Origin of the sequence: Actinocorallia sp. B10E7, assembly GCF_039871655.1 — a bacterium.
Taxonomy (GTDB): Bacteria; Actinomycetota; Actinomycetes; order Streptosporangiales; family Streptosporangiaceae; genus Actinocorallia.
In genome coordinates, this window is record NZ_JBDPLZ010000005.1 from 472147 (window position 1) to 497552 (window position 25406).

The 25406-nt window shown below is 70.7% G+C and carries 27 protein-coding genes; 23 read left to right on the top strand and 4 right to left on the bottom strand.

Going from position 1 to position 25406, the window contains the following annotated elements; genetic code table 11:
* Window positions 1-39: 39 nt before the first annotated feature.
* The gene (locus ABGB12_RS20005) at window positions 40-1032 is read right to left on the bottom strand and encodes an alpha/beta hydrolase (RefSeq protein WP_347680053.1); all 993 of its coding nucleotides are present in this window, start codon (window positions 1030-1032) and stop codon (window positions 40-42) included.
* Window positions 1033-1253: 221 nt separating this feature from the next.
* Here ABGB12_RS20005 and ABGB12_RS20010 point away from each other — a divergent pair, with 221 nt between their 5' ends.
* From ABGB12_RS20010 to ABGB12_RS20035, 6 genes are all read left to right on the top strand, one after another.
* Window positions 1254-2414: an acetoin utilization protein AcuC gene (locus ABGB12_RS20010; RefSeq protein WP_347680054.1), complete on the top strand. Its 1161-nt coding sequence runs from the start codon at window positions 1254-1256 to the stop codon at window positions 2412-2414.
* Between the two features lie 14 nt (window positions 2415-2428).
* A complete protein-coding gene (locus ABGB12_RS20015; protein WP_347680658.1) occupies window positions 2429-3196 on the top strand; it encodes a phosphatase in 768 nt (255 codons plus the stop codon).
* 110 nt (window positions 3197-3306) lie between these two features.
* Window positions 3307-3510 carry a helix-turn-helix domain-containing protein gene (locus ABGB12_RS20020; protein WP_106397174.1) on the top strand — a complete coding sequence of 68 codons (204 nt, stop codon included), beginning with the start codon at window positions 3307-3309 and terminating at the stop codon, window positions 3508-3510.
* 188 nt (window positions 3511-3698) lie between these two features.
* The gene (locus tag ABGB12_RS20025) at window positions 3699-3797 is read left to right on the top strand and encodes an AURKAIP1/COX24 domain-containing protein (protein ID WP_012854759.1); all 99 of its coding nucleotides are present in this window, start codon (window positions 3699-3701) and stop codon (window positions 3795-3797) included.
* 47 nt (window positions 3798-3844) lie between these two features.
* A complete protein-coding gene (locus ABGB12_RS20030; protein WP_347680059.1) occupies window positions 3845-4969 on the top strand; it encodes an NAD-dependent epimerase/dehydratase family protein in 1125 nt (374 codons plus the stop codon).
* Window positions 4969-5892: a lysophospholipid acyltransferase family protein gene (locus ABGB12_RS20035; RefSeq protein ID WP_347680061.1), complete on the top strand. Its 924-nt coding sequence runs from the start codon at window positions 4969-4971 to the stop codon at window positions 5890-5892. Before ABGB12_RS20030 ends, ABGB12_RS20035 begins: the two co-directional genes overlap by 1 nt.
* 27 nt (window positions 5893-5919) lie before the next feature.
* Here ABGB12_RS20035 and ABGB12_RS20040 read toward each other — a convergent pair whose 3' ends face one another.
* Entirely contained in the window at window positions 5920-6792 is an 873-nt protein-coding gene (locus ABGB12_RS20040) for an HAD-IB family hydrolase (protein ID WP_347680660.1), read from the bottom strand.
* Between the two features lie 235 nt (window positions 6793-7027).
* Between ABGB12_RS20040 and ABGB12_RS20045 the strand changes: the two genes are divergently transcribed.
* From ABGB12_RS20045 to ABGB12_RS20080, 8 genes are all read left to right on the top strand, one after another.
* Window positions 7028-8356: an antibiotic biosynthesis monooxygenase gene (locus tag ABGB12_RS20045; RefSeq protein WP_347680063.1), complete on the top strand. Its 1329-nt coding sequence runs from the start codon at window positions 7028-7030 to the stop codon at window positions 8354-8356.
* Complete coding sequence (locus ABGB12_RS20050; RefSeq protein ID WP_347680065.1) at window positions 8353-8586, top strand: glutaredoxin family protein; 234 nt, start codon at window positions 8353-8355, stop codon at window positions 8584-8586. The genes ABGB12_RS20045 and ABGB12_RS20050 overlap by 4 nt, the downstream gene beginning before the upstream one ends.
* A 184-nt stretch (window positions 8587-8770) precedes the next feature.
* A complete protein-coding gene (locus ABGB12_RS20055) occupies window positions 8771-9472 on the top strand; it encodes a redox-sensing transcriptional repressor Rex (RefSeq protein WP_347680067.1) in 702 nt (233 codons plus the stop codon).
* Entirely contained in the window at window positions 9469-10794 is a 1326-nt protein-coding gene (locus ABGB12_RS20060) for a glutamyl-tRNA reductase (RefSeq protein WP_347680069.1), read from the top strand. The genes ABGB12_RS20055 and ABGB12_RS20060 overlap by 4 nt, the downstream gene beginning before the upstream one ends.
* The gene (gene hemC / locus ABGB12_RS20065) at window positions 10791-11693 is read left to right on the top strand and encodes a hydroxymethylbilane synthase (protein WP_347680071.1); all 903 of its coding nucleotides are present in this window, start codon (window positions 10791-10793) and stop codon (window positions 11691-11693) included. Before ABGB12_RS20060 ends, hemC begins: the two co-directional genes overlap by 4 nt.
* On the top strand, window positions 11690-13234 hold the full coding sequence (locus ABGB12_RS20070) for a uroporphyrinogen-III synthase (protein ID WP_347680073.1): 1545 nt from the start codon (window positions 11690-11692) through the stop codon (window positions 13232-13234). Before hemC ends, ABGB12_RS20070 begins: the two co-directional genes overlap by 4 nt.
* Entirely contained in the window at window positions 13234-14199 is a 966-nt protein-coding gene (hemB, locus tag ABGB12_RS20075) for a porphobilinogen synthase (protein WP_347680075.1), read from the top strand. Before ABGB12_RS20070 ends, hemB begins: the two co-directional genes overlap by 1 nt.
* A gap of 167 nt (window positions 14200-14366) precedes the next feature.
* Window positions 14367-14987, top strand: coding sequence for a bifunctional DNA primase/polymerase (locus ABGB12_RS20080; protein WP_347680077.1), 621 nt, complete (start codon window positions 14367-14369; stop codon window positions 14985-14987).
* Between the two features lie 90 nt (window positions 14988-15077).
* On the opposite strand, the gene ABGB12_RS20085 is transcribed toward ABGB12_RS20080, so the two are convergent.
* Window positions 15078-16766, bottom strand: coding sequence for a serine/threonine-protein kinase (locus tag ABGB12_RS20085; protein WP_347680079.1), 1689 nt, complete (start codon window positions 16764-16766; stop codon window positions 15078-15080).
* Between the two features lie 184 nt (window positions 16767-16950).
* Here ABGB12_RS20085 and hemL point away from each other — a divergent pair, with 184 nt between their 5' ends.
* The 8 genes from hemL to ABGB12_RS20125 all read left to right on the top strand — a co-directional run bounded on the left by hemL (window position 16951) and on the right by ABGB12_RS20125 (window position 23925).
* Window positions 16951-18258 (top strand): glutamate-1-semialdehyde 2,1-aminomutase, encoded by a 1308-nt coding sequence (hemL, locus tag ABGB12_RS20090; protein WP_347680081.1) that lies wholly within the window; start codon window positions 16951-16953, stop codon window positions 18256-18258.
* 18 nt (window positions 18259-18276) lie between these two features.
* A complete protein-coding gene (locus ABGB12_RS20095; protein WP_347680083.1) occupies window positions 18277-18909 on the top strand; it encodes a histidine phosphatase family protein in 633 nt (210 codons plus the stop codon).
* Between the two features lie 53 nt (window positions 18910-18962).
* Window positions 18963-19505 (top strand): TlpA disulfide reductase family protein, encoded by a 543-nt coding sequence (locus tag ABGB12_RS20100; RefSeq protein ID WP_347680085.1) that lies wholly within the window; start codon window positions 18963-18965, stop codon window positions 19503-19505.
* Entirely contained in the window at window positions 19505-20257 is a 753-nt protein-coding gene (locus tag ABGB12_RS20105; protein WP_347680087.1) for a cytochrome c biogenesis protein CcdA, read from the top strand. Before ABGB12_RS20100 ends, ABGB12_RS20105 begins: the two co-directional genes overlap by 1 nt.
* Window positions 20258-21781, top strand: a complete 1524-nt coding sequence (locus tag ABGB12_RS20110) for a cytochrome c biogenesis protein ResB (protein ID WP_347680089.1) — start codon at window positions 20258-20260, stop codon at window positions 21779-21781. It abuts the gene before it with no gap.
* A gap of 4 nt (window positions 21782-21785) precedes the next feature.
* Window positions 21786-22733: a c-type cytochrome biogenesis protein CcsB gene (gene ccsB / locus ABGB12_RS20115; protein ID WP_347680091.1), complete on the top strand. Its 948-nt coding sequence runs from the start codon at window positions 21786-21788 to the stop codon at window positions 22731-22733.
* A gap of 62 nt (window positions 22734-22795) precedes the next feature.
* A complete protein-coding gene (locus tag ABGB12_RS20120; RefSeq protein WP_347680093.1) occupies window positions 22796-23605 on the top strand; it encodes a hypothetical protein in 810 nt (269 codons plus the stop codon).
* A gap of 11 nt (window positions 23606-23616) precedes the next feature.
* Window positions 23617-23925 (top strand): hypothetical protein, encoded by a 309-nt coding sequence (locus tag ABGB12_RS20125; RefSeq protein WP_347680095.1) that lies wholly within the window; start codon window positions 23617-23619, stop codon window positions 23923-23925.
* On the opposite strand, the gene ABGB12_RS20130 is transcribed toward ABGB12_RS20125, so the two are convergent.
* On the bottom strand, window positions 23922-24119 hold the full coding sequence (locus tag ABGB12_RS20130; RefSeq protein ID WP_106397192.1) for a BldC family transcriptional regulator: 198 nt from the start codon (window positions 24117-24119) through the stop codon (window positions 23922-23924). The genes ABGB12_RS20125 and ABGB12_RS20130 overlap by 4 nt on opposite strands.
* Window positions 24120-24390: 271 nt before the next feature.
* Between ABGB12_RS20130 and ABGB12_RS20135 the strand changes: the two genes are divergently transcribed.
* The gene (locus tag ABGB12_RS20135; RefSeq protein ID WP_347680097.1) at window positions 24391-25341 is read left to right on the top strand and encodes a threonine/serine dehydratase; all 951 of its coding nucleotides are present in this window, start codon (window positions 24391-24393) and stop codon (window positions 25339-25341) included.
* Window positions 25342-25406: the final 65 nt, after the last annotated feature.

Genomic DNA, 25406 nt, shown 5'->3' on the forward strand with positions numbered 1-25406 from the left:
GTGTATCCGATTGTCGCTACGCGAGGTATCCGATTGTCGCTACGCGACGATGGTGAGGTTGGGCTGGTGTCCGCACACCACCGCCCTGATGAACGACGAGGTCTCGCGCATGGCCTCGTCGGCGTCCGGGAGCAGCTTGTTGAGGATCTGGAAGACGTGCATCTGGCCGGGCCAGACCTGCAGCTCCACCGGGGCGCCCGCGGCCATGAGCAGCTCGGCGAAGGCCTCGCCCTCGGGGCGCAGCACCTCCGCGCCGCCGAGCTGGATCAGCACCGGGGGCAGCTCCGACCACTCCAGGGAGAGCAGCGCCAGGCGGGGGTCCATGTGGCGGCCCGTCACCAGCCGGGCGACGCGCCGGGCGGTGTGCGGGCTGATGTAGGGGTCGCGGACCAGGGCGTCCTCGGCGAGGGAGAGCTCGCACGACAGGTCGACCCAGGGGGAGTAGAGCACCAGTCCCGCCGGAGGCGCCAGCTCGTGCCTGCTGATCTCGGCGGCCAGGCTGGCGGCCAGATGGCCGCCGGCGGAGTCACCGGCCACCACGATCCGGGTGAAGCCCCGGTCCAGCAGCCAGCGGTAGGACTCCAGGGCGTCCTCGAGGGCTGCGGGGAAGGGGTGCTCGGGCGCCAGCCGGTAGTGCGGGACGAGGACGGGCATCGCGTTGTCCACCGCGAGCCTGGTGGTGAGGCTGCGGTGGGTCCGCGGGGAGCAGACGACGTAGCCGCCGCCGTGCAGGTACAGGATCGCGGAGTCCTCGGTGTGGTCGCCGTCGGGGATGACCCATTCGGCCTTGACCACGTGCCCGCTGCGCAACTGCGGGTCGCGGACGCGCTCCACCCTCACCCGGCGGTCGGTCGGGAGCAGGACGGCGGCCCGGTCGATGGCGGCGCGCGCGGCGCGGATCGGCAGGGGCCGGCCCGGCATGCGGTGCAGCAGCGGACGCACGGTGAACCGCAGGGCACCGCCCATGATCCTGCTCTGGACGCTCGGGTGACGTTCCAGGACCGGTGTCGGACGCGGTACCCGGGGCGTCATCCCCGGGAGCGAAGATGTGACCTCATCCTCGAGCATGGCCACCCCCCTCCTGATCGTTCAGTGATGGTGATCACTGTTTCTGCTTTGTTAACGGGATACCCATTTTGACTCAGTGTTTCACTTCACAAAAGAGTAACTTTGGTACGCTCTAGGTAACTCTGCGTAACGCGCTACCTTTGATCCCCAGGGCTGGGATCGGTGCGGGCGGGGAGAGTGGACGTATGACTGGGGCGCTTCAGGTCTTCTGGGACGACAAACTTCTCTCCTACGACTTCGGGTCCGTCCACCCGCTCAACCCCGTCCGGGTCGAGCTCACCATGGAGCTGAGCCGTCACCTCGGGGTGCTCGACCACGTCGAACTGCGCGGCTTCGAGTCCGCCGGAGACGGGCTGCTCTCGCTGGTGCACGGGCGCGAGTACATCGAGGCGGTCAAGAGGTCCGGCAGGGAGCTGAAGCCCCACTACGTCTTCGGCCTCGGAACCACCGACAACCCGCTGTTCGAGGGGATGCACGAGGCGGCCTCGCTGATCGTCGGGGCGAGCGTCGCGGCGGCCCGGGCGGTCTGGACGAACGAGACGGAACACGCCGCCAACATCTCCGGAGGGCTGCACCACGCCATGCCGGACGCGGCCTCCGGCTTCTGCATCTACAACGACGTCTCCGTCGCCATCGCCTGGCTGCTGGAGCACGGCGCGCAGCGGGTGGCGTACGTGGACGTGGACGTCCACCACGGCGACGGCGTCCAGAAGGCCTTCTACGACGATCCCCGCGTCATGACGATCAGCCTGCACGAGTCGCCCCGCACCCTCTTCCCCGGAACGGGTTTCCCCCAGGAGACCGGCGCGGAGGGCACCGCCGTCAACGTGGCACTGCCTCCGGGCACCGGTGACCGGGCCTGGCTGCGCGCGTTCGACGCGGTGGTGCCGCCGCTGCTGCGCGCCTTCCGGCCGCAGGTCCTGGTCACCCAGCAAGGCTGCGACACCCACCTGTCGGACCCGCTCGCCCATCTGTCCCTCACCGTGGACGGCCAGCGCACGATCTACCAGCGGCTGCACGGGCTCGCCCACGAGGTGACCGGAGGCAAGTGGGTGCTCACCGGAGGCGGCGGCTACGAACTGGTTCAGGTGGTCCCGAGGGCGTGGACGCACCTGCTGGCCGAGGCGAGCGGGCATCCGGTCGACCCGCGGACCGCCTGCCCCGAGGGCTGGCGGGAGTTCGCCCAGATCCGGACGGGCGAGATCGCCCCCAAGGTGATGACCGACGGTTTCCAGGTGGAGGTGCAGACGTGGGGCGAGGGCTACGACCCGGCCAATCCGATCGATCAGGCGATCCTGGCGACACGCCGGGCGGTGTTCCCCGAACACGGCCTCCTTCCCGACTAGAACTGCGCGACCACCTGCTGCGCACCTTCATCGCCGGTGACGTGGCGACGCCACGGCACAACAACCTGCGCAACTTCCGCAGGATGGCGGCGGGGGAGCCGTACTACCAGTTCGGGCTCGATCTGGGCGAGTGGACCTACGAGCGGACCATCGAGGCGATGGCCCGCCTCGCCGGGACCAGTCCGGACCCGGGTCACCTCTTCGGCGAGGACACCATCGACCCCGATCGCACCCTGGACACGCTCGAGGCCATGGGCGAGCGCATCGGAAGGGCGGCCAGGGAGCGGGAGACCGTGATGCTGGCCACCGGCCACCCCGGAGCTCTGCTGAATCCGGTGTACCGCCCGATCGCCCAGGCGCTGCGCGAGGCCGGCTGCGCGATCCTGACGCCCGCGGAGGGCTGGTCCTACCTGTCGGACGAGCCGTGGGACGGGCCCGAGCAGCGCACCATCCGCTACACCGACGGGGTCGCCGCGCTGGAGTTCGGCGGTTCCTTCCACCACACGCACCACGCCGCTCCCATGGAACGCATGCTGGCAAACCTCGCAGACGAATCCCGGTATTGGCCGGACCTGGTCATCGCCGATCACGGGTGGGCCGGGGCGGCGGGAGAGGCGGGCGTTTCGACGGTGGGATTCGCCGACTGCAACGATCCCGCCCTGTTCGCCGGGCATGTCGTAGGGAAAATCGAGGTCTGTGTGCCGCTGGACGACAACGTGCTCCCTGCCCACTACATCCCGATGACGACCTATCTCCTGGGTCACGCGGGCCTGTTGGCGTAAAGAACCCTCTTGCGACTTGGGATACGCGATTTACGCTGGATGAAGTACACGTGCGTGATCGGAGTCACCCAAAGGGCAGGTGGCGCGGCATGTGTGGAAAAGGGCGGCCCATGGCTTCAGGCGAGCGGCCTCTCAGCGAGGTGAGGTTCCTGACCGTCGCTGAAGTGGCATCGGTGATGAGGGTGTCCAAGATGACCGTCTACCGACTCGTTCACTCGGGGGAGCTTCCGGCCATCAGGGTCGGGCGCTCCTTCCGGGTACCGGAACAAGCTGTGCATGACTACCTGCGAGAGGCCTACATCGAGGCCGGTTAGTCGCGGGTCGTCGAAGCCTGTCCGGACACGGAGCGGACGAGACGACACCGGCGGCCGAGAGGCCGCCGGTTCTCCTCAACGTGCGAGCGGCGGTAATGTTAGCCGTTGGGCTGCGCTGTAGCCCGTTTTCCTGCACGCCCCATGACGGTCATCTCGGCGATGGCCGGGGATCGTATGAGTGAGGTTTCGTGGGCTCCGTTATCAAGAAGCGTCGTAAGCGGATGGCGAAGAAGAAGCACCGCAAGCTGCTGAAGAAGACCCGCGTCCAGCGTCGCAACAAGAAGTGAACACGCCGCTCGACCAGCCGTAAGGGGTGGGCCGCAGAGTGGCCTCCATGCGTGCCTCAGACCCGGAGAACCCCCGGGAGTCCCCGGTGCACGGAGAGCGCCCGGAGGGCTCCGGAGGGGGCGGCTCCTCGCGTGCGCCGGGAACGGCCCGCGTGGTGCTGGTCACCGGTGTGTCCCGGTTCCTGGGCGCGCGGGTCGCGAGCACTCTGCAGGCCGACCCCGGCATCGAGCGGGTCATCGGCGTGGACACCGTCCCGCCGGCCGGGCCGCTCGGCCGCACGGAGTTCGTCCGGGTGGACATCCGGACGCCGAGCATCGCCAAGGTGATCTCCTCGGCCCGGGTCGACACGGTCGTGCACCTGAACCTGGTGACCTCACCGTCCGGGCAGCGGTCCGCGACGAAGGAGATCAACGTCATCGGGACGATGCAGCTGCTCGGCGCCTGTCAGCGGTCTCCTTACCTGCGCAAGCTGGTCGTGCGCTCGTCCGCGGCGGTCTACGGCTCCTCGCCGAAAGACCCCGCGGTCTTCACCGAGGACGCCCACGCGGCTGTTCCTCCCTCCTCGGGTTACGCCAAGGACGCCCTCGAAGTCGAGGGGTACGTCCGGGGGCTGCAGCGCCGCAGGTCGGACCTGACGGTCTCGGTCCTGCGGTTCGCCAACTTCCTCGGCGCCGGCGTCGACTCCCCGCTCACCCGGTACTTCCGGATGCCGGTGGTGCCGACGGTGCTGGGGTTCGACCCGCGGCTGCAGTTCCTGCACGAGGACGACGGCGTCGAGGTGCTGCGCCGGATGACCGTGGAGGACCATCCGGGTGTCTTCAACGTGGCCGGCGACGGCGTGCTGCTGCTGTCCCAGTGCCTGCGCAGGGCGGGGCGGCAGCAGTTGCCGCTGCCCGGACCGGCCTTCGGGCTGGTCGGCGACACCGGCAAACGGCTGGGCGGGCTTCCCGGCTTCTCCGACGAGCTGAAACGCTGGCTCACCTACGGCCGGGTCATCGACACCGCGAGGCTGGTCGAGGAGTTGTCCTGGCGGCCGAAGTACGGCTCCGAGGCCGCCTTCAGCGAGTTCCTGCAGGCCCACGGAATGGGCAACTCCCTTCCGTTGGAACTGTTCGATCTGGTGACCGGGTCCCTTCCTGGGGCTCCGGAACGAGGGGGCGGTGTCAGGTGATGAACGCGCACGGCGAGGACGGCCCGCCGGGTCCCGCCCTCGCCCAGGTCATCCCGTTGAACGTCAACCGGCCTCCCGAGCCGGAACGGCACCCGCTGGAGAAGGCCGCGGCCTCCGGGCTCGCCTTCCTGCGGCGGCGGATCTCCGGCGAGTACGAGGTGGACGAGTTCGGGTTCGACCCCGATCTCAACGCCTCGGTGCTGCTGCCGCTGGCCCGGCTGCTGTACGAGCACTGGTTCCGGGTGGAGCTGCACGGCCTGGAGAACGTCCCCGAGCACGGCGGCGCCCTGCTGGTGGCCAACCATTCGGGGACCGTCCCGCTGGACGCCGTCATGCTCCAGGTCGGCCTGCACGACACGGTCGAGAGGAACCTGCGGCTGCTGGGCGCCGACCTGGTCTACCAGGTGCCGTTCCTGGCCCATCTGGCGCGCAAGTCCGGGCACACCCTGGCCTGCCCCCAGGACGCCGAGAGGCTGCTGGGACAGGGCGAGCTGGTCGGGGTCTTCCCCGAGGGCTTCAAGGGCGTGGGCAAGCCCTACAGCGAGCGCTACCGGCTGCAGCGGTTCGGCCGGGGCGGGTTCGTCGCGACCGCGCTGCGCGCCGGGGTGCCGATCATCCCCTGCTCGATCGTGGGCGCCGAGGAGATCTACCCCAAGGTCGCCGACCTGCGGCCGCTGGCCCGGCTGCTGGGCCTGCCGTACTTTCCCATCACCCCCACCTGGCCGCTGCTGGGTCCGCTGGGGCTGGTCCCGCTGCCGTCCAAGTGGATGATCAGGTTCGGCGAGCCGATCCTGCTGGAGGACTACGGGGCGGAGCAGGCCGACGACCCGATGGTGGTGTTCGATCTCACAGACCAGATCCGCGAGACGATCCAGCACCAGCTGTACGACCTCCTGCTGCGCCGGGGCCCGGCCTTCCTCTGAGCGCCGGGCCGGGCGCGTCCGAGCCGGTCAGGCGGTGCCGCGGTAGTGGCGGCGCAGCGCTATGCCCGCCGCCACCCCGCCCGCCAGGGCTCCGGCGCCGGCCGCCGCGGGCAGCGCGATCAGCGTGACCTTGCGCCCGGTGCGGAAGTCGTGGACCGGCCAGTCGCTGGCCCTGGCGCGGTCGCGCAGCTCGCCGTCGGGGTTGACCGCGTGCGGGTGCCCGACGGCGGTGAGCATCGGCAGGTCGTTGTGGGAGTCGCTGTAGGCCGAGCAGTTGGCCAGCTCCAGCCCCTCCTTGAGAGCGAGCGCGCGGACCGCCTCGGCCTTGGCGGGTCCGTGCAGCAGGCTGCCGACGAGCCGGCCGGTGTAGTGCCCGTCGACGGTCTCGGCGACGGTGCCCAGCGCCCCGGTGAGGCCCAGCCGGTTGGCGATGACCCTGGCGATCTCGACGGGGGTGGCGGTGACCAGCCAGACCTGCTGCCCCGCGTCCAGGTGGGCCAGGGCGAGGGTGCGGGTGCCCTGCCAGATCCGGTCGGCCATGACGTCGTCGTAGATCTCCTCGCAGAGGTGGACGAGGTCGTCGACCGCCATGCCCGCGACGAAGGACAGGGCCGCTTCCTTGGCGCTGCCGATGTGGTCGGCGTTCTCGGCGCCGCGCAGCCGGAAGGCGGCCTGGCCCCAGGCGAACATCGCCAGGTCGCGGGTGGTGAACAGCTTGCGCTTGGCCAGCCCCCGCGCGAAGTGGTAGATCGACGCGCCGCGGATCATCGTGTTGTCGACGTCGAAGAACGCGGCGGCCGTGGGGTCGGGCGCGGGCCACGACACCGTCTCCGCCGCTTCGGCGGCCACCTTGCCCGCGTTGACCGGATCGGTCGCCTGCCGTTGCCAGAAGTGCCGCATACTCACGTCTTTTCTTCACTGGGCCCGGAACCGCTGTCGGTGAGCCTGTTTCCCCTGAGTACAGATCTACCCGACACCCAGGGCCCGCACAACGATCTCGGCTGCGGACCCCTCCCTTCGGCCTGTTCTCCGGATGCCGGAGAACAGGCGCGGTGATGCCTCCTGAAGGGAAATACGTGAGAAGTTGGCCTCCCGGTACGCCTCAGCCGGATTCATCGGGCACCATGGGGGCGCGATGGTCGAAGGAATGCTGGCTCTGGTGGCGACCCTGGCAGCCCTTGTGGGCGCCGGGTTGCTGGTTCAGAGCGCCCTGAAGGACAAGCGGGTCCACCTGTGGGCCTGGGCCGCGGCCGCCGGTCTCGAGGGGCTGGCACTGGCCGCCATCTCGATCGGGTGCTTCGCCGGCTTCGGCGGTTTCACATTCCGGACCATGGCGATCACCGGGGCCCTGCTGGCCCCGATCTGCATCGCGGTCGGCGCGATCGAGCTGTGCGTCAAGGCGCTGCAGGCCCGGTTCGCCGCCCGGCTGATCGCGATCTCCTATTCGCTGGTCGCGGTGGTCATCCTCGTGCTCGACCCGTTCGCGAACAAGACGCAGCTGGGCAAGTCGGTGCCCGATCCGGGCGACGTCTACGGGCTGCTCCCCGGCTGGCTGCTGACCGGCGCGGTGGTGATGGTGATCGTCGCGCTGGCCTCCGCCGCGGTGACCACCGTGGTCCGCTCGCAGAAGCGGGACAAGGACGCCTACGAACTGATGGTCCCGTCCGCCGTCGCGGTGGGCGCGGGCCTGGTCAACCTGGTCGCGGTCGGGTATCTGCCCGGCCTACTGAAGATCGTCGGCCTGGCCTCGGCCGCGGGCCTGGTCTGGTTCGCCGCCTACCGCACCGCCGCCGCACCGGACGGCGAGGACGACGAGGTCACCGAGGGCCGCAGGTCCAGGGATGACCGCGAATCCCGCAGAGAACGCCGAGACTCCGAGGAGAAGGAGGCTGAGGACGAGATGGCGTACGAGCCGCCGCGTTCCCACCGTGCCCGTCCCGACACCCACGGCATGATGCGGCCCGAGCCGCCTCAGCCCCCGCAGCCTCCGCTGCCGCCGCGGCACACCACCGGAGCCCGGCCGCTGCCGCCTCAGCCGCCGCAGCCGGCGATGCCGCAGCAGGGTCCCCCGACGCTCCACTCGACCGGCCCGGTGGTCGGCGACGACTGGTTCGCCTCGCCTCCGCCCCCGCCGCAGCCGTCCCGGATCATGGGCCCCTACGGCCAGATCGTGGTCTACACCCTGCTGGACGGCCGGGAGCAGGCCTTCGACCGGCAGGTCAACCAGCTCATCGGCCAGGCCGTCCAGGCCGAGCCGGGCATCCTGATCTTCACCTGCCACGCGGTGGAGGGCGCGCCGACCCAGCGCATCTCCTACCAGCTCTTCCGCGACCGCGAGGCGTTCGACGAGCACCAGGTCCGGCCGTACGTGCACCGGTTCCAGGCCGAGAGCCGCACCCACGTGCTGGCCACGAACGTGATCGACCTGAAGCTGACCGGCGGCAGCCTCCCGGTGCTGCGATGATCACGCTGCTGACCCGTCCCGGCTGCCATCTGTGCGACGACGCCCGCGCGGTCATCGAGCGGGTCGCGGCGGACACCGGCGAGCCGTGGGAGGAGAAGGACATCACCCTGGACGAGGGGCTGCTGCGCGAGTACCACGATCACATTCCGGTGACCCTGGTCGACGGCAAGCAGATCGACTTCTGGCGGGTGGACGAGCAGCGGCTGCGCCGGGCGCTGGCGGACAGATGATCATGCAGACGGGCGAGCCGACGTGTCTGTTCTGTCACAGCGCGACGGAAAATACGCCTGTTAGCTGGGAAAATTTTATAGAACGCCGTTCGGTGACTTTGTGCGTTCGTTCACAATGGGGTTAACCTGAAGGAAATACGCCTCTCCCGGTGGGAGGCCGTGTAGAGAGGCCACGCCACCCGCGATGAACCCCCGGCAGACGAACGCGAAGGCCTTCAAGGATTCCGCCAAGGGGATTCCGGAGGCCACGGTGGCGCGGCTCCCCGTCTACCTGCGGGCCCTGCAGGGCCTGAAGGAGCGAGGAGTCGAGACGGTCTCCTCCGAGGAGCTCGCGGCGGCGGCCGGGGTCAACTCCGCCAAACTGCGTAAAGACCTCTCCCACCTCGGCTCGTATGGCACGCGCGGAGTCGGGTACGAGGTTGAGTACCTCGTGTACCAGATCTCACGTGAACTCGGTCTCACCCAGGACTGGGTGGTGGCCATCATCGGGGTGGGTAACCTTGGCCGCGCCCTCGCCGGTTACGGCGGGTTCGCGTCCAGGGGATTCCGGGTGGCCGGGCTGCTCGACGCCGACGCCTCCATCGTCGGCCAGCGCATAGCCGGACTCGCCGTGGAGCACACAGACAAGCTGGAGACCATCATCAAGGACCAGGGCGTGTCCATCGCCGTCATCGCCACCCCCGCGGCGGCGGCCCAGACGGTGTGCGACCGGGTGGTCGCCGCCGGGGTCACCAGCGTGCTCAATTTCGCCCCCGTCGTCCTCAACGTCCCCGAGGGCGTCGACGTCCGCAAGGTCGACCTGTCGATAGAACTGCAGATTCTCGCGTTCCACGAGCAGCGTAAGGCCGGCGGACCCCATGAGGAGTACATCGAGGTACATCCATGAGTCTGCTAGTCGTCGGTCTGAGCCACCGGTCAGCCCCCGTCACGCTGCTGGAGCAGACGTCGATCACAGGGGACGACCTGGTCAAACTTCTGCACGAGGTGCATGAGGCGGTCAGCGAGGTGATGATCGTCTCGACCTGCAACCGGGTCGAGGTGTACGCCTCGGTGGACAAGTTCCACGGCGGGGTCCAGCTCATCTCCGAACTGCTCGCCAGGCACTCGGGCGTGCCGCTGGAGGAGTTGTCCCGGCACCTGTACGTGCACTACGAGGACAGGGCGGTCCAGCACGCCTTCACCGTGGCCTGCGGCCTGGAGTCGATGGTCGTCGGAGAGGGCCAGATCCTCGGCCAGATCCGCGCCGCCTTCCGGCTGGCGCAGACCGAGGGCACCATCGGGCGCACCCTGCACGAGGTGGTCCAGCGGGCGCTGCGCGTCGGCAAGCGGGCGCACTCCGACACCGGCATCGACCAGGCGGGGGCCTCCCTGGTCAGCGTCGGCCTCCAGGTCGCCGAGGGCCACCTGGGCGACCTGTCCCAGCGCAGGGCCCTGGTGATCGGCGCCGGCGCGATGAGCGGCCTGGCCGTGGCCACCCTGGCCCGTGCCGGCGTCGCCGAGATCGCGGTCGCCAACCGCACCTACGCCAAGGCCGAACGGCTGGCCGAGTCGGCGAGGACCGTCGGCGTGCCGGCCCGCGCGCTGCCGCTGGAGGACCTCGAGCAGGAGCTCGGCTCCGCCGACCTGATCGTCTCCTGCACCGGCGCCGGGCTGATGATCAGCAAGGAGCAGCTCGTCCCGGGGCTCCGCTTCATCCTCGACCTCGCCCTGCCGCACGACGTCGACCCGGGAGTCCGGGACGTCGAGGGCACCGGCCTGGCCGGCCTCGACGACCTGCGCACCGCCGAGGAGTCCGCGCGGGCCATCGGCCCCGAGGCCGTGGAGGAGGTCCGGCAGATCGTCGCGGACGAGGTGGCGGCCTTCCTGTCCGCCGCACGCGCCGCCGCCGTGGCGCCGACCGTGGTCGCCCTGCGCGCCCGGGCCGCCGAGGTGGTGGAGCTGGAACTGGCGCGGCTGCGCGCCAAGCTCCCCGGCCTCGACCCCAAGACCGAACACGAACTCGCGATGACCGTCCGGCGGGTGGCCGACAAGCTGCTGCACGCCCCCACCGTCCGGGTGAAGGAACTGGCCGCCGCCCCCGGCGGCGACGCCTACGCCGACGCGCTGCGCGAGCTCTTCGACCTCGACCCCACGGCCCCGCAGGCCGTGACCCGCGCCGACCTGCCCGCCCCGGCGGAGCCGGAGCGGCAGGAACGGAGCAAGGCGTGAAGACCCTGAAGCTGGGCACCCGCAAGAGCCTGCTGGCGATGACCCAGTCGGGGATGGTCGCCGACGCGCTGACCCGGGCCACGGGGCGCTCCGTGGAGCTGGTGGGGATCACCACCGAGGGCGACGTCTCCAAGGCGCTGCTCGCCCAGATCGGCGGCACCGGGGTCTTCGTCAACCGGCTGCGTGAGAAGGTCCTCTCCGGCGAGGTGGACTTCGCCGTGCACTCGCTGAAGGACCTGCCGACGGTGCCCGCCGAGGGCATCGAGCTGGTCGCGCTGCCGCCGCGCCACGACCACAGGGACGCGCTGTGCGGGCCCGGCAAGCTGGCCGACCTGCCCGCGGGGGCGAAGGTCGGCACCGGCTCTCCGCGCCGGGTCGCCCAGCTCAGGGCGCTGCGCCCCGATCTGGAGGTGGTGCCGATCCGCGGCAATGCCGACACCCGGCTGGCCAAGGTCACCGACGGCGAGCTGGACGCGGTGGTGCTGGCCAACGCCGGCCTGACCAGGATCGGCCGCACCGAGGGGATCGGCGAGCTCTTCGAGCCCGAGCTGATGCTGCCCGCCCCGGGCCAGGGCGCGCTGGCGGTGGAGTGCCGCTCCGACGACGCCGAACTGATCGAACTCCTCCATGTGCTGGACGACCCGGCCACCCGGGCGGCCGTCACCGCCGAGCGCACCGTCCTGTCGGTGCTCGAGGCGGGCTGTTCCGCGCCGGTGGGTGCGTTCGCGCGGGTGGAGAACGAAGTACTGAGCCTGACCGCCGCCGTCGTCTCCCTGGACGGCGCCCGCCAGATCAGGCTCTCCGCTAGCGGCCACCCCGAACGGGCCGTGGAACTGGGCCGCGAGCTCGCGGCCCGGCTCTTCGACCAGGGGGCCGACAAGCTGATGGAGGCACCATGACCGTCACTTTCGTAGGACTCGGACCGGGGGATCCCGGTCTGCTGACACTGCGTGGAGCCGAGGCGCTGGGCCGCGCGGACACGGTCGTGGTGAACCGTTCGAGCTGCCCTGAGGAGGTGCTCAGGCACTGCGCTCCCGAAGCCGAGATCATCGACGCGGACGAGCGCGACTCGGTCAAGCTGGTGCTGTCGGCGGCCCGCGACGGCGAGGTGGTGCGGCTGATCTCCGGGGACTCGGGGCTGGGCGGGAAGGCGGCGCGGGAGGCGGCCGCGTGCGCCGAGGAGAACATCCCCTTCGAGGTGGTCCCCGGGGTGTCCGCGGTGACGGCGGTGCCGCAGTACGCAGGCATCCCGCTGCGCGACGACAGGATCCGCGAGGTGCGGGTGATCGACGTGTCCGACGGCTCGGTGGACTGGGAGTCCGTCGCGGCGGGCGACGCCACCCTGGTCATCCTGGGCGCCGAGGGCCATGTGAGCGAGGTGGCCAAGCGGCTGATCTCGGTGGGCCGCAAGGACTCCACCCCGGCCGCCTACACCAGCCTGGGCAGCACCACCGAGCAGGAGACGGTGGTGACCACCCTCAACCGGCTGTACGCCGAGACCAAGGGCATGGACACCCCGGCGCTGATCGTGGTCGGCGACGTGGTGAACTGGCGTGAGAAGCTGTCCTGGTTCGAGACCAAGGCGCTGTTCGGCTGGCGCGTCCTGGTGCCGCGGACCAAGGAGCAGGCCGCCGACCTGTCGGAGCAGCTGCGCGCCTACGGAGCGGTGCCCGAGGAGGTCCCCACCATCTCGGTCGAGCCGCCGCGCACTCCGCAGCAGATGGACCGCGCGATCAAGGGCCTGGTCACCGGCCGCTACGAGTGGGTGGTCTTCACCTCGGTCAACGCGGTGAAGGCGGTGCGGGAGAAGTTCGCCGAGTACGGCCTGGACGCCCGTGCCTTCGCCGGCCTGAAGGTCGCCGCGGTGGGCGACCAGACCGCCGCCTCGCTGGTGGAGTTCGGGGTCCAGCCCGACCTCATGCCGCCGGTCAACCAGTCCGGCGAGGGGCTGGTGGAGATCTGGCCGCCCTACGACGAGGACCTCGACCCGATCAACCGGGTGCTGCTGCCGCGGGCCGACATCGCCACCGACCGGCTGATCTCCGGCCTGACCGAGCTGGGCTGGGAGTGCGACGACGTCACCGCCTACCGGACGGTCCGGGCGGCTCCGCCGCCGCAGCCGATCCGCGAGGCGATCAAGGGCGGCGGCTTCGACGCGGTGCTGTTCACCAGTTCCTCCACGGTGAAGAACCTCATCGGTATCGCCGGCAAGCCGCACAACGTGACGGTCATCGCGGTGATCGGGCCGCAGACGGCCAAGACGGCCGAGGAGTACGGCCTGCGCGTCGATGTGATGGCCGAGAAGCCTTCCATTCTGGACCTGGCGGTCGCATTGGCCGAGTACGGTGCAAAGCGGAGAGCCGCCCAGATCGAGGCGGGCGAGCCGCTGCGCAAGCCCAGTCAGATGCGGCGGGGGGCACGGAAGAAGAGGTTCACGTGATGATCGAGCGTCCGCGCAGGCTGCGCCGGTCGGCCGCGTTGCGCCGGCTGGTGGCCGAGACCCGGCTGAATCCGGCCGAGCTCATCCTGCCCATGTTCGTCAAGGAGGGCATCGACGAGCCGGCCGAGATCTCCTCGATGCCGGGCGTCCGCCAGCACACCCTCGACAGTCTGCGCAAGGCCGCCCACGAGGCGGTCGAGGCGGGTGTCGGCGGGCTGGTGCTCTTCGGCGTCCCCGCGGCCAAGGACGAGCGGGGCTCGGCGGCCGACGACCCGAACGGGATCATGCAGCGGGCGCTGCGCGACCTGTCGTCCGACCTGGGCGACGCGACCGTCCTGATGACGGACCTGTGCCTGGACGAGTACACCTCGCACGGCCACTGCGGGCTGCTCACGCCGTCGGGCGAGGTCGACAACGACTCGACGCTGGAGCGGTACGCCTCGATCGCGGTGGCGCAGGCCGAGGCCGGATCGCAGGTCGTGGCGCCCAGCGGCATGATGGACGGCCAGGTGCGGGCGATCCGCGCCGCGCTGGACGGGGCCGGGTACCAGGACGTCCCGATCATGGCCTACTCGGCGAAGTACGCCTCGGCGTTCTACGGCCCGTTCCGCGACGCCGCCGAGTGCGCCCCGCAGTTCGGCGACCGCGCCGCCTACCAGCAGGACCCGGCCAACGCCCGGGAGTCGCTGCGCGAGATCCGCCTGGACCTGGAGGAGGGCGCGGACCTCGTCATGGTCAAGCCCGCCGGCGCCTACCTCGACGTCGTCCGCCAGGTGAGGGACCTCGTGGACGTTCCGGTCGCCGCCTACCAGGTGAGCGGCGAGTACGCGATGATCGAGGCCGCCGCGGCCCGGGGCTGGATCGACCGCGACCGGGCGATCCACGAGTCGCTGGTCTCCATCAAGCGGGCGGGCGCGGACCTCATCTTGACCTACTGGGCCACCGAGGTCGCCCGGAGCCTGTGAGGGGCTCGGCCCCGGTGCGGCCGAACCTCCGGTGAACCCCGGCCGAACGGCGGCCGGGGTGGGCTGCGTATAGTCATTTAGAACCGTATCCAGGGGTCGGTACGCAGGTTTCCCTCACCTTTCGCCATGATCTGGGGAAAGGCGGTTCTCTCTTCGGGGGGCGATAGATGTTGGCGGTCACCCGCGGTACTCGCGCTAAGAACCGGCTGGCCATGGCGGCACGGGAATACGCCGCGCAGGGCTGGGCCACCGTGGCGGGGGCCTCCGCGCCGGTCGCGGGCGAGCGGGCCTGCTCCTGCGACCGGATCGGCTGCCCCCATCCGGGCGCGCATCCGGTCTCGACGGGCTGGGCGCGCCAGGCCACCACCGACCGTGAGGTACTCGACCGCTGGTGGGCCGTCACCCCGGACGCCAACGTCATCCTGCCCACCGGCCGGGTCTTCGACGTCTTCGACGTCCCGGCCGAGACGGGGCTGGCGGCCCTCGCCGCGATGGCGGCCGCCGGGGTCGAGGCGGGGCCGGTCGCCGCCATCGGCACCGAGCGCTACCTGTTCTTCGTCGCCACCAGGGGCGCCCCGGAGGACGAGGACGAGTGGTGGTCCTGCCATCTGGACTGCTCGCCCGAGACCCTCGCCGACACCCCGGGCATGCGCTGGCACTGCCGGGACAGCTATGTGGTCGCGCCTCCGTCCGTCCTGCCGTTCGGGCGAGAGGTCTCCTGGGTCAGGCCGCCGGAGGGGGCCCGGCTGCCGGACCCGCTGCGCGTGCTGGAGTTCCTGTCCGACTGAGCGGTCCGGCTCCGCGCCCCGGAACGGGTCGAGCCCTCCTTCCCCCAGGGGAAGGAGGGCTCTCGCGTGTTCAGGGCCCCTGGGGGGAGCTCAGCGCTTCATGGGGGATTTGATGGTGACCTTCCCGCCCCATTTGGAGAAGGCCGTGGTGGTGACGACCTTGGTCTTGCCCGCGGCGGTGATGGTCACCTTGAGGTGCTTGGGCAGCCAGTTGGAGCCGACCTGGAGCTCGAAGGCGACCTTGGCCTTGCGGTAGCCCGGCGCGACGGCGTCCAGGCCGGACGCCTGGGGCACGGTGCCGCTCCAGCGGCTGCCGTTGCGGGTGAGGGTCTCGGCGCCCGTCAGCAGGGAGCTCAGCGCGTCGACGGAGGTGCCCCAGCGCGCCTGCTCGACCAGCGCCCCGTAGCCCTTGGCCTTGCCGCCCAGGGGGAGCTTCACCCAGACGGCGCCCTGCTGCAGGTAGCCGCTGTCGCCGATGACGACCGCCTGCCGCTTGTCCAGCTTGGGGCCGGAGACGGAGATCTTGTAGGAGCCGTCCTTGGCGGCGCCGCCGACACTGGTGACCTCCTTGCCCGCCACCCGGCGGAAGGCCAGCGTGTAGGCGCCCTTGTCGGAGACGGCGCCGGAGATCTTCTCGGCCAGTTCGGAGCCGTCGATCTCCTCGGTCGCCGGGGTGGCCGGGGAAGAGGCCTCGTCGGTGGGGGTCGCCGACCCGGCCAGGTGGGAGGGGGAGGCGGTGGGGCCGGCGACCGGGTCGTCGCCGCCGGAGCCGAGGCCGTAGGCGACGGCGCCGATGAGCACCACGGCGGCGATCCCCGCGCCCGCGAAGATCAGGGGGCGCCGGTCGCGGCTGAGGTCGGGCGGGGCGGCGGCCGAGGTGCGGGCCGCGGCCTTGCTCGGGGGAGGCGGCGCCGGCGCGGTGGCGGCCCGCTGGGCCAGCTCCCGCACCCGGGCGCGGCCGCGCTTCTCCCAGTCGGCGCCGAAGACCGGGCTGACCGCCTCGTCCAGCTCGGTGAGGAAGTCCGCGGCCGAGACGGGCCGCTTGTCGGCCTCCTTGGCCAGGCCGTGCAGCACCAGGGGGCGCAGCGGCCCGGGCACGTCGATGACGGGGATCGCCGCGTTGTTGTGCGCCCGGTTCAGCGCGCCGATCGAGGTGGCGGGGAACAGCCGCCGCCCGGTCAGGCACTCCACGAACACGCCGGTGGCCGCGTAGATGTCGGTCTGGGGGCTCTGGGGGGAGCCCTGCCAGCGCTCGGGAGCCTGGTAGACCGGGTCGCCCGAGGGGGCGCCCTTGCCGTGCGGCACCGCGATGCCCAGGTCCGACAGCTTGGCCCGTCCGTCGGGGGCGATGAGCACCTTGTCCGGCGAGCAGTCGCCGTGCATGATCCCCTTGCCGTGCGCGGCGGCCAGGCCGAGCAGGATGTCGCTCAGCACCACCACCGCGGACTCGGGGTCCAGCGGGTCGGCGAGCAGCCGCCGCAGGGGCACGCCCTCGAAGTACTCCGAGACGACCGCGGCCTCGGGGCCGTCCTCGACCAGCTCGTAGACCTGGACGAGGTTGTCGTCCTCCAGCTGGGACAGCTGGCTCATCCGCCGGCCGAATTCGTCGTCCCTGTTCAGCGCGGGGGACAGGTAACGGATGGTGACCTGGGTCTTGGTCATCTCGTCCGTCGCGAGCACCTGCCGCCCGGAGGCATCGGCACCCAGCTCTCTGACGAGAGCGAACCCCGGTACCGTCCAGCCTTCCGTCACTTCGACCCTTCCCTGCCACACCCGCACTTAAGACACCTTCATGGGTGGATACCGGCGATCGCGGCTCATGGTCAAGGGAGTTACCGGATTGTGTCGGGTCCGGCACAAGGACGCGTCCGGCCGGTCGCGGCCCGACGATCTCCGGGCACTCACCGTGATCATGGCGGGGACCCGGACGAGGGCGGTCGCGTCGCGGTGGCAGACTGGTCGGGTGACTTCCACCGAGCGATCTCAGCAGCTGTTCGACCGGGCGCGTGAAGTGGTGCCCGGCGGGGTCAACTCCCCGGTGCGGGCCTTCCGCGCGGTGGGCGGGACCCCCCGGTTCATGGCCTCGGCCCGGGGGCCGTACCTGACCGACGCCGACGGCAACACCTATGTCGACCTGATCTGCTCGTGGGGTCCGATGATCCTGGGCCACGCGCACCCGGCGGTGGTCGAGGCGGTCCAGGCGGCGGCGGCGCGCGGGACGTCCTACGGCGCCCCCACGCAGGGCGAGGTGGAGCTGGCCGAGGAGATCGTGGACCGGACCCCGGTGGAGAAGGTCCGGCTGGTCAACTCCGGCACCGAGGCCACCATGTCGGCGATCCGGCTGGCCCGCGGCTTCACGGGGCGCTCCAAGATCGTCAAGTTCGCCGGCTGCTACCACGGCCACGTCGACTCGCTGCTGGCCGCGGCCGGCTCGGGGGTCGTCACGCTCGGGCTGCCCGACACCCCGGGCGTCACCGGCGCCACCACGGCCGACACGATCGTGCTGCCCTACAACGACGCGGTCGCCGTCGAGGAGGCGTTCACCGAGTACGGGAGCGAGATCGCCTGTGTGATCACCGAGGCGTGCCCGTCCAACATGGGCGTGGTGCCGCCGGTCGACGGGTTCAACGAGCTGCTGCGCCGCCTGTGCGACAAGGCGGGCGCGCTGCTGATCATCGACGAGGTGCTCACCGGCTTCCGGGTCACCCGCTCGGGCTGGTACGGCCGGGAGGGCGTCCAGGCCGACCTCTTCACCTACGGCAAGGTGATGGGCGGCGGCCTGCCCGCCGCCGCGTTCGGCGGGCGCGCCGAGGTCATGGACCACCTGGCCCCGGCCGGGCCGGTCTACCAGGCGGGCACCCTGTCGGGGAACCCGCTGGCCACCGCGGCGGGCCTGGCCACGCTGCGCAACTGCACCCCCGAGGTCTACGAGCGGGTCGATCGCGCGGCCTCCCTGGTCGGGCAGTGGGTGACCGAGGCGCTGACGAAGGAGGGAGTCCCGCACCGGCTGCAGACCGCGGGCAACCTCTTCTCGGTCTTCTTCACCTCCGAGCGGGTGATGGACTTCACCCACGCGCAGAGGCAGGATTCGGCGGCCTACGCCGCTTTCTTCCATGAGGCGCTCGACCGGGGCGTCTACCTGCCTCCTTCCTCCTACGAGGTCTGGTTCCTCAGCGCGGCCCACGACGACGCCGCGCTGGAGCGGATCGCCGAGGCCCTGCCGCACGCCGCGAGGGCCGCGGCGAAGAAGACGGGTTTGCCCCAGACGTGAAGGTAATCTGATCCCGCCATGACTGAGACCACGATCATCCATCTTCTGCGTCACGGTGAGGTCCACAACCCGCGAGGCGTGCTCTACGGCCGCCTCCCGGACTTCCACCTCAGCGAGGACGGGCATCTGATGGCCAAGGCCGCCGCCGACTGGTTCGCCGGCCGGGACATCGCCGTGCTCTACACCTCGCCGCTGGACCGGGCCCAAGAGACGGTCGCCCCCCTGGCCGCGTCCACCGGGCTGACCCCGGTGGTCGACATGCGGCTGATCGAGGCCGACAACAAGTTCGAGGGCGAGGTCTTCCGGATGGGAAGGCTGGCCGACCCCCGGACCTGGCCCAGGTTCGTCAACCCGTTCAAGCCGTCCTGGGGGGAGCCCTTCCAGGAGGTCGCCGACCGCATGTGGTCCTTCAGCCAGGAGGCCAGGGAGGCCGTCCGCGGCCGCGAGGCGGTGTGCGTCAGCCACCAGTTGCCGATCTACACCGCGCGCCGGCTCGCCGAGGGCGTACGGCTGTGGCACGACCCGCGCCGCCGCCAGTGCGGGCTGGCCAGCGTCACCAGCCTCGTCTTCGAAGGCGAGGTCCTCGCCCGGGTGGAGTACGCCGAACCCGCCGCCCACCTGGTCAGGCACCCGAGCATCCCGGGCGCCTGAGGCTCCGGGTACAGTCGCGTACTACAGCTCGTAGTGCTTGAGGAGTACCACTGATGATCCGCCGTGCCGTCGTGCCCGTCCTCCTGGCGGCCGCAGCTCTGACGTCGGCCGCCGGTTGCGCCGGAGGCGGTACGGCGGTCGAGCCGGGTGAGCCGATCCCGGCCGCCGACCGCCGTTCTCCCGCCGCGGTCGCGGGCGAGACCCTGGACGGCGGGCGGTTCGACCTCACGGAGCACGAGGGCAAGGTCGTCGTGGTCAACTTCTGGGCGTCCTGGTGCGGCCCCTGCCGGGCCGAGGCGCCCGCGCTGGAGGCGACCTACCAGGAGAACAAGGACGCCGGGGTGGAGTTCCTCGGCGTCGACATCAGCGACACCAGGGACGGCGCCAAGGCGTTCGTCCGCAAGTTCGGCAGCACCTACCCGAGCCTCTTCGACCCCGAGGGCAAGATCACTCAGGCCTTCTCGTCGGTGAACCCGAGCGCGCTGCCGACCACCCTGATCCTGGACCGCGAGGGCCGGGTCGCGGTGCAGTTCCCCGGCCTCGTCAACAAGTCCCGGCTCGACCCGGCGCTGGCGAAGATCGTCGCGGAGAAGTGATGGTCGCCGCGGCGGGCATCGAGGAGACCATCACCAGCGGCGCGCTGGTGATGGCCCTGCCGCTCGCCGCCCTGGCGGGCATGGTCTCCTTCCTCAGCCCCTGCGTCCTGCCGCTGGTCCCCGGCTACCTGTCGTATGTGACGGGCATGACCGGCGAGGACCTGGCCGAGCAGCGCAAGGGAAGGCTCGTCGCGGGCGTCGCGCTGTTCATCCTGGGCTTCACGCTGGTGTTCATGGCCTACGGGTTCGTGTTCGGCGGCCTGGGCCACTGGCTGAAGTCCTACGAGGAGACGCTCACCCGAGTCCTGGGCGTGATCACGATCGGCATGGGCCTGCTGTTCATGGGCCTGTTCACCAACCTGCAGCGCACCTTCAAGTCCTCCCGGCTGCCCAGCCCGGGGGTGGCGGGCGCGCCGCTGCTGGGGCTGCTGTTCGGGCTGGGCTGGACGCCCTGCATCGGTCCGACGCTGACCGCCATCCAGGGGCTGGCGATGACCGAGGCGACCCCGGTGCGCGGCGGGGTGCTCTCCTTCTTCTACTGCGTGGGCCTGGGACTGCCGTTCCTGCTGACCGCGCTGGCCTACCGCAGGGCGCTCACCGTCTTCGGGTGGGTGAAACGCCACTACCGGCTGGTGATGAGGCTGGGCGGCGGCATGCTCGTGCTGATCGGGGTGCTGCTGGTCACCGGGCTGTGGACCGAGTTGAACAACGAGCTGCGGGTCTGGATCGGCGGCGTCGGGACGGTGATCTAGATGGGTCTGACGGGTTGGCTGCGCTGGGGCTGGAGGCAGCTCACGTCCATGCGGACGGCGCTGATACTGCTGTTCCTGGTGGCGCTGGCGTCGGTACCGGGCTCGATCTTCCCTCAGCGCGGCCAGGCGCCGGAGAAGGTCGACCAGTATTTCGAGGAGCACGAGAAGCTCGCCCCCTGGCTGGACAAGCTGTCGTTGTTCGACGTGTTCGCCGCGCCCTGGTTCGCGGCGATCTACCTGCTGCTGTTCACTTCGCTGGCCGGCTGCGTCCTGCCGCGTTCCTGGCAGCTCCTGCAGAACCTGCGGTCCCGTCCTCCGGTGGCGCCCAAGCGGTTCACCAGGCTGCCGCAGCACGCCGAGTTCGGCTCGGACCGGACGCCCGAGCAGGCGCTGGAGCAGGCCCGCGAGGCGCTGCGCAAGCGGCGTTTTCGCACGGTCGCGGCCGACGGCTCGGTCGCCGCGGAGAAGGGCTACCTGCACGAGGCCGGGAACCTGGTCTTCCACGTGGCGCTGCTGGCCCTGCTCTTCTCGGTCGGCCTCGGCGCGATGTTCGGCTACCGGGGCAACCTGCTGCTGACCGAGGGCACCGGCTTCTCCAACTCGGTGGCGTACTACAGCGAGTACAAGCCGGGCCACATGGTCGACCCCGAGGACCTGGCGCCGTTCCAGGTGACGCTGGAGGACTTCGAGGCGGACTTCGTCTCCTCGGGTTCGCAGACCGGCCAGGCCAGGGAGTTCAGGGCGAAGATGGCCTACCGGGAGGGGCCCGGCTCGGCCGAGCGCTCCGAGCTGGTCAAGGTGAACCACCCGCTGGAGGTGAGCGGGGCCAAGGTCTACCTGCTGGGCCACGGGTACGCCCCGACCTTCAAGGTCACCGACAGCAAGGGCGACGTGGCCTTCGACGGCGCCGTGCAGTTCCTGCCGATGGACTCCGCGACACTGGCCTCCCAGGGCGTCCTCAAGGCCCCTGACGCCGAGCCCCAGCTGGGCTTCCAGATGATGTTCTGGCCGACGGCCGCGCCCTCGCCGGACGGGAGCTCGGTCGTCTCCTCCTTCCCCGGTCCGCTGAACCCGATGGTCGGGGTGCTCGGCGCGTTCAAGGGCGACCTCAACATGGACTCGGGCGCCCCCCAGTCGGTCTACGAGCTGGACGCCGAGAAGCTGCAGATGGTGAAGATCGAGCGGAAGGCGATGGGCATCGGCGAGACGCTGAAGCTTCCCGACGGGTCGGGCGAGATCACCTTCACCGGATACAAGCAGTACGTCTCCCTGACCGCCACCTACGACCCCGGACGGGTGCCGGCCCTGATCTCGGCCACGTTGGCGGTCGCGGGACTGGTCGTCTCGCTGATGACCCGGCGCCGCAGGGTGTGGGTCCGTGCGAGCGCCGGAGAGGACGGGCGTACGGTGGTCGAGGTCGGCGGCCTCACCCTGGGAACCCCCACCGGGGAGTTCGACGACCTGCTGCGCGAACTGCGCCCAGAGGAACCCGAGCCGGTGCCGGCCGGAACGATCAAGGAGTGACACGGTGGTCGACACCGAACTCGCCGATCTGAGCAACAACATGTTGCTCGGCGCGGTGCTGCTGTATGTGGTCGCGATGCTCGGCTACGCGGCGGATCTCGCCTTCTCGCCCCGCCCCGCCAAGGCGCGCGCCAAGGCGCTGGTCGGCGCGGGCGCCCCGGTGGAGGCGAGCGCCGAGGACGCCGGCGGGAACGGGGAGGAGAAGGCTCCGCGCCGTGACTGGGGCAAATTCGCCGTTCTTCTCACGCTGTTCGGCTGGCTGCTGCACGCCGGCGGCGTGGCCACCCGCGGCATGTCGGTGTCCCGCTGGCCGTGGGGCAACATGTACGAGTTCGTGGTGGCGATCTGCCTGGCCGCGGTGACCGCCTACCTGGTGGTGCTGGTCCGCGACAAGGCCCGTTACCTCGGCGCGTTCGTCATGCTCGCGGTGGTGCTGGGGCTGGGCGCGGCGACCATCTGGCTCTACCAGGCGCCCGGTGAGCTGGTCCCGGCGCTGAAGTCCTACTGGATCGCCATCCACGTCAGCGCGGCGATCGTCGCCTCCGGCGGGTTCACGGTCGGCTTCGTGACCGCGCTGCTGTACCTGGCCGCCGCCCGGCATGAGGAGAAGGGCGGGACGGGCTTCCTGGACCGGCTGCCCAAGGCCGAGGTCCTCGACGGCGTCTCCCACAAGTCGATCATGTTCGTCTTCCCGGTCTGGACGTTCGCCATCATCTCGGGCGCGATCTGGGCGGACGAGGCCTGGGGCCGCTACTGGGGCTGGGACCCCAAGGAGACCTGGTCCTTCATCGTCTTCGCGATCTACGCCGGCTACCTGCACGCGCGGGCGACCGCGGGCTGGAAGGGCCGCAAGGCGGCGGTCGTCTCGATCGTCGGCTACGCCGCGCTGCTGTTCAACCTGGTCGGGGTGAACATCTTCATCCAGGGCCTGCACTCCTACGCCGGCGTCTAATGTGATCTTGCACCTTTTCACGCTTGAATGGGCGGAAGCGTCCATCAGAGCGGGGGAGGGCCATGCGCTGGGGTCGACACCGTAAGACCGCGGATGCGTTCACGCGGGCCTCGCTCACCGAGGCCAGACCCAGGGAGTCCCAGCCCAGGGATCAGGGCGGGCGGTTCCGCGCGGCGGGACGCGACTACAGCGCCTTCGAGCTCGACGACTCACCCGAGGCACCCGAGACGATCGTCCGGGTGCCTCCGCATTCCCCGGACCATCCCTGGGGCGGGGACGGCAGGCTGCACTGCGGGCCGCTGGAGGGCATCCTGCACCGCCAGTGGGACCTCGCCGAAGGCACGCCCCCGCCCGAGGTCGTCCGGGCGGTGGAGAGCCTCGCGATGCTCCCCGAGAGGCTCAAACTGAAGCTGGCCGAGGGGCTCGACGGCATCTACATAGGTCCCGGCGGGGTGCCCGAACTGGACGACATGGGCCACCTCAAGGGCCGGAGGCTGCCCTCGGGACGGGCGACGTGGGACATCTGCGCGGGCGCCTACGGCAACCGGAAGGTCGTGGTGGGGGACCGCCCCTCGCCCACGCCGGACGTGATGATGCACGAGATCGGCCATGCCCTGGACGACGTGGACGACCTCCGCGGCGGGTGGGTGTCCGACACCCCCGGGTTCCAGTCGCTCTACGCCGCCTGCGAGCCGTTCCTGCAGAGTGACTTCCACCGGCAGAGGGGGCAGCTCGGGCGGCGCGAGTTCTTCGCCGACGCGTTCGCGGCGATCGCCTCGCACCAGCGTCCCGCCCTCGTCGACATGCTGGGCGGGAACATCCGCCTGGCGCTCGACGTGATGCTCTTCTTCAACCGCAGGTACGGAATCTGAGGGGTACGAGGATGTACGTGATCAGACTCGCCAACGGGAGGCTGCTCGTGCCGCACGGCGAGCTCACCGAGGCGGACGGGATCGTGCAGGCTTACGTGGAGATCGGCCCGGACGACCCGGAGTACGAGAGGCTCGCGGAGCAGGCGCGCACGGAGGAGGAGCTGGCCGAGGCGCGTGCCAGGTGGCGGCGTGACGACGAGGCGCTGCGCCTGCAGTTCGAGGAGTGGAAGGCGGCTCTGTCGGAAGAGGCCGCGTCCGAGGAGGTCGCGCCCGGGGAGTCCACCGGTCCCGGAACCCCGCCGGGGCCGGTGGCCGACTAGCGGACCTCCGCCAGCGGTTCGTCTCCGCGCAGCAGCGCGTGCACCTCGGACTCGCGGAACCGACGGTGGCCCCCCGGAGTACGGATGCTGCTGATCCGGCCGGCGGCGGCCCACCGGGTGACCGTCTTGGGGTCTACCCGGAACAGGGCGGCGACCTCTCCAGGGGTCAACAGACGCTCACTAGTGCTTTCCACGGATTCTCTCCCCTTTTGTCCCGCTCTGGACGCGGGTGGATAGATTCCAAGTGTGCCGGGTCGAGACCGATTCATGCCTTGTTTTCGTAAAACATAACTTTGAGTGACGCCATGAGCAGGCATTATCTCGAAAAGTAACCATGACATGTCTCACAGCAGTCCCGGCGATCCCATTGACACCCACCTTGACCATGGAATACGCCGTCAGATGAGGGTTTCGGCCGGTGCCGCCTCCGCTGCCGGGACCGTTCTTACGGATAAGCTCCCGAGCATGTCCGATCTGGTCACATTGGCGGAGATCGAAGCGGCGGCCCGCCGGTTGGCCGGAGTCGCGGTGCGCACTCCGCTCGTCCGGTATCCGGGCGTGCCCCTGTGGATCAAGCCCGAATCGCTCCAGCCGATCGGCGCGTTCAAGCTCCGAGGCGCCTACGCGGCGATGACCTCGGCTCCCCTCGGGGGATCGCGCCCGCCCGGTGTCGTCGCGCACTCCAACGGCAACCACGCGCAGGCGGTCGCCTACGCGGCCAGGGAGCTGGGTGTGCGCGCGGTGCTGGTGATCCCGCACGACGCGCCGGACGTCAAGGTGCAGGAGTGCGTACGGCTCGGCGCCGAGGTGGTGCTGGTGGAGCCGACGATGGAGGCCAGGACGCAGACCGCCGAACGGCTGGCCAAGGCGCACGGCTACGACCTCGTCGCCCCCTTCGACGACCGCAGGGTGATCGCGGGCCAGGGCACCATCGGACTGGAGATCATGGCCGACGCCCCCGACGCGGGGGTGGTCCTCGCGCCCGTGGGCGGGGGCGGTCTGCTGGCCGGGACCGCCACCGCGGTCAAGGCCCTCGGCCGCGGCACCAGGGTGGTCGGCGTCGTGCCCGCCCTGGCGGCGGACGCCCGCGACTCCTTCCTCCTGGGCCGCCCGGTGACCTGGGACGTCAAGGAGATCCGGCGGACGATGGCGGACGCGCTGAGGGTCGGCCGGGTCGGCGACATCCCCTTCCGGCACATCGCCGAGTACGTGGACGACATCGTCACGGTGACCGAGGAGGAGATCCGCGAGACGATGCGGCTGCTGGCCGTCAAGACCCGCCTGGTGGCCGAGCCGGCCGGCGCCGTCGCGGCCGCGGCCTTCCTCTTCCACCGCGACGAACTGCCCCCCGGCGACGGGGTCGCGGTCCTGTCGGGCGGCAACGTGGACCCAGAGCTGTTCTTCTCCTCGCACTGAGCCCCGGCGGCCCTCGGATCCGGAGCCCCCGGGCCCGGCGGGGCTCCGGACCGGCCTTGAGGGGA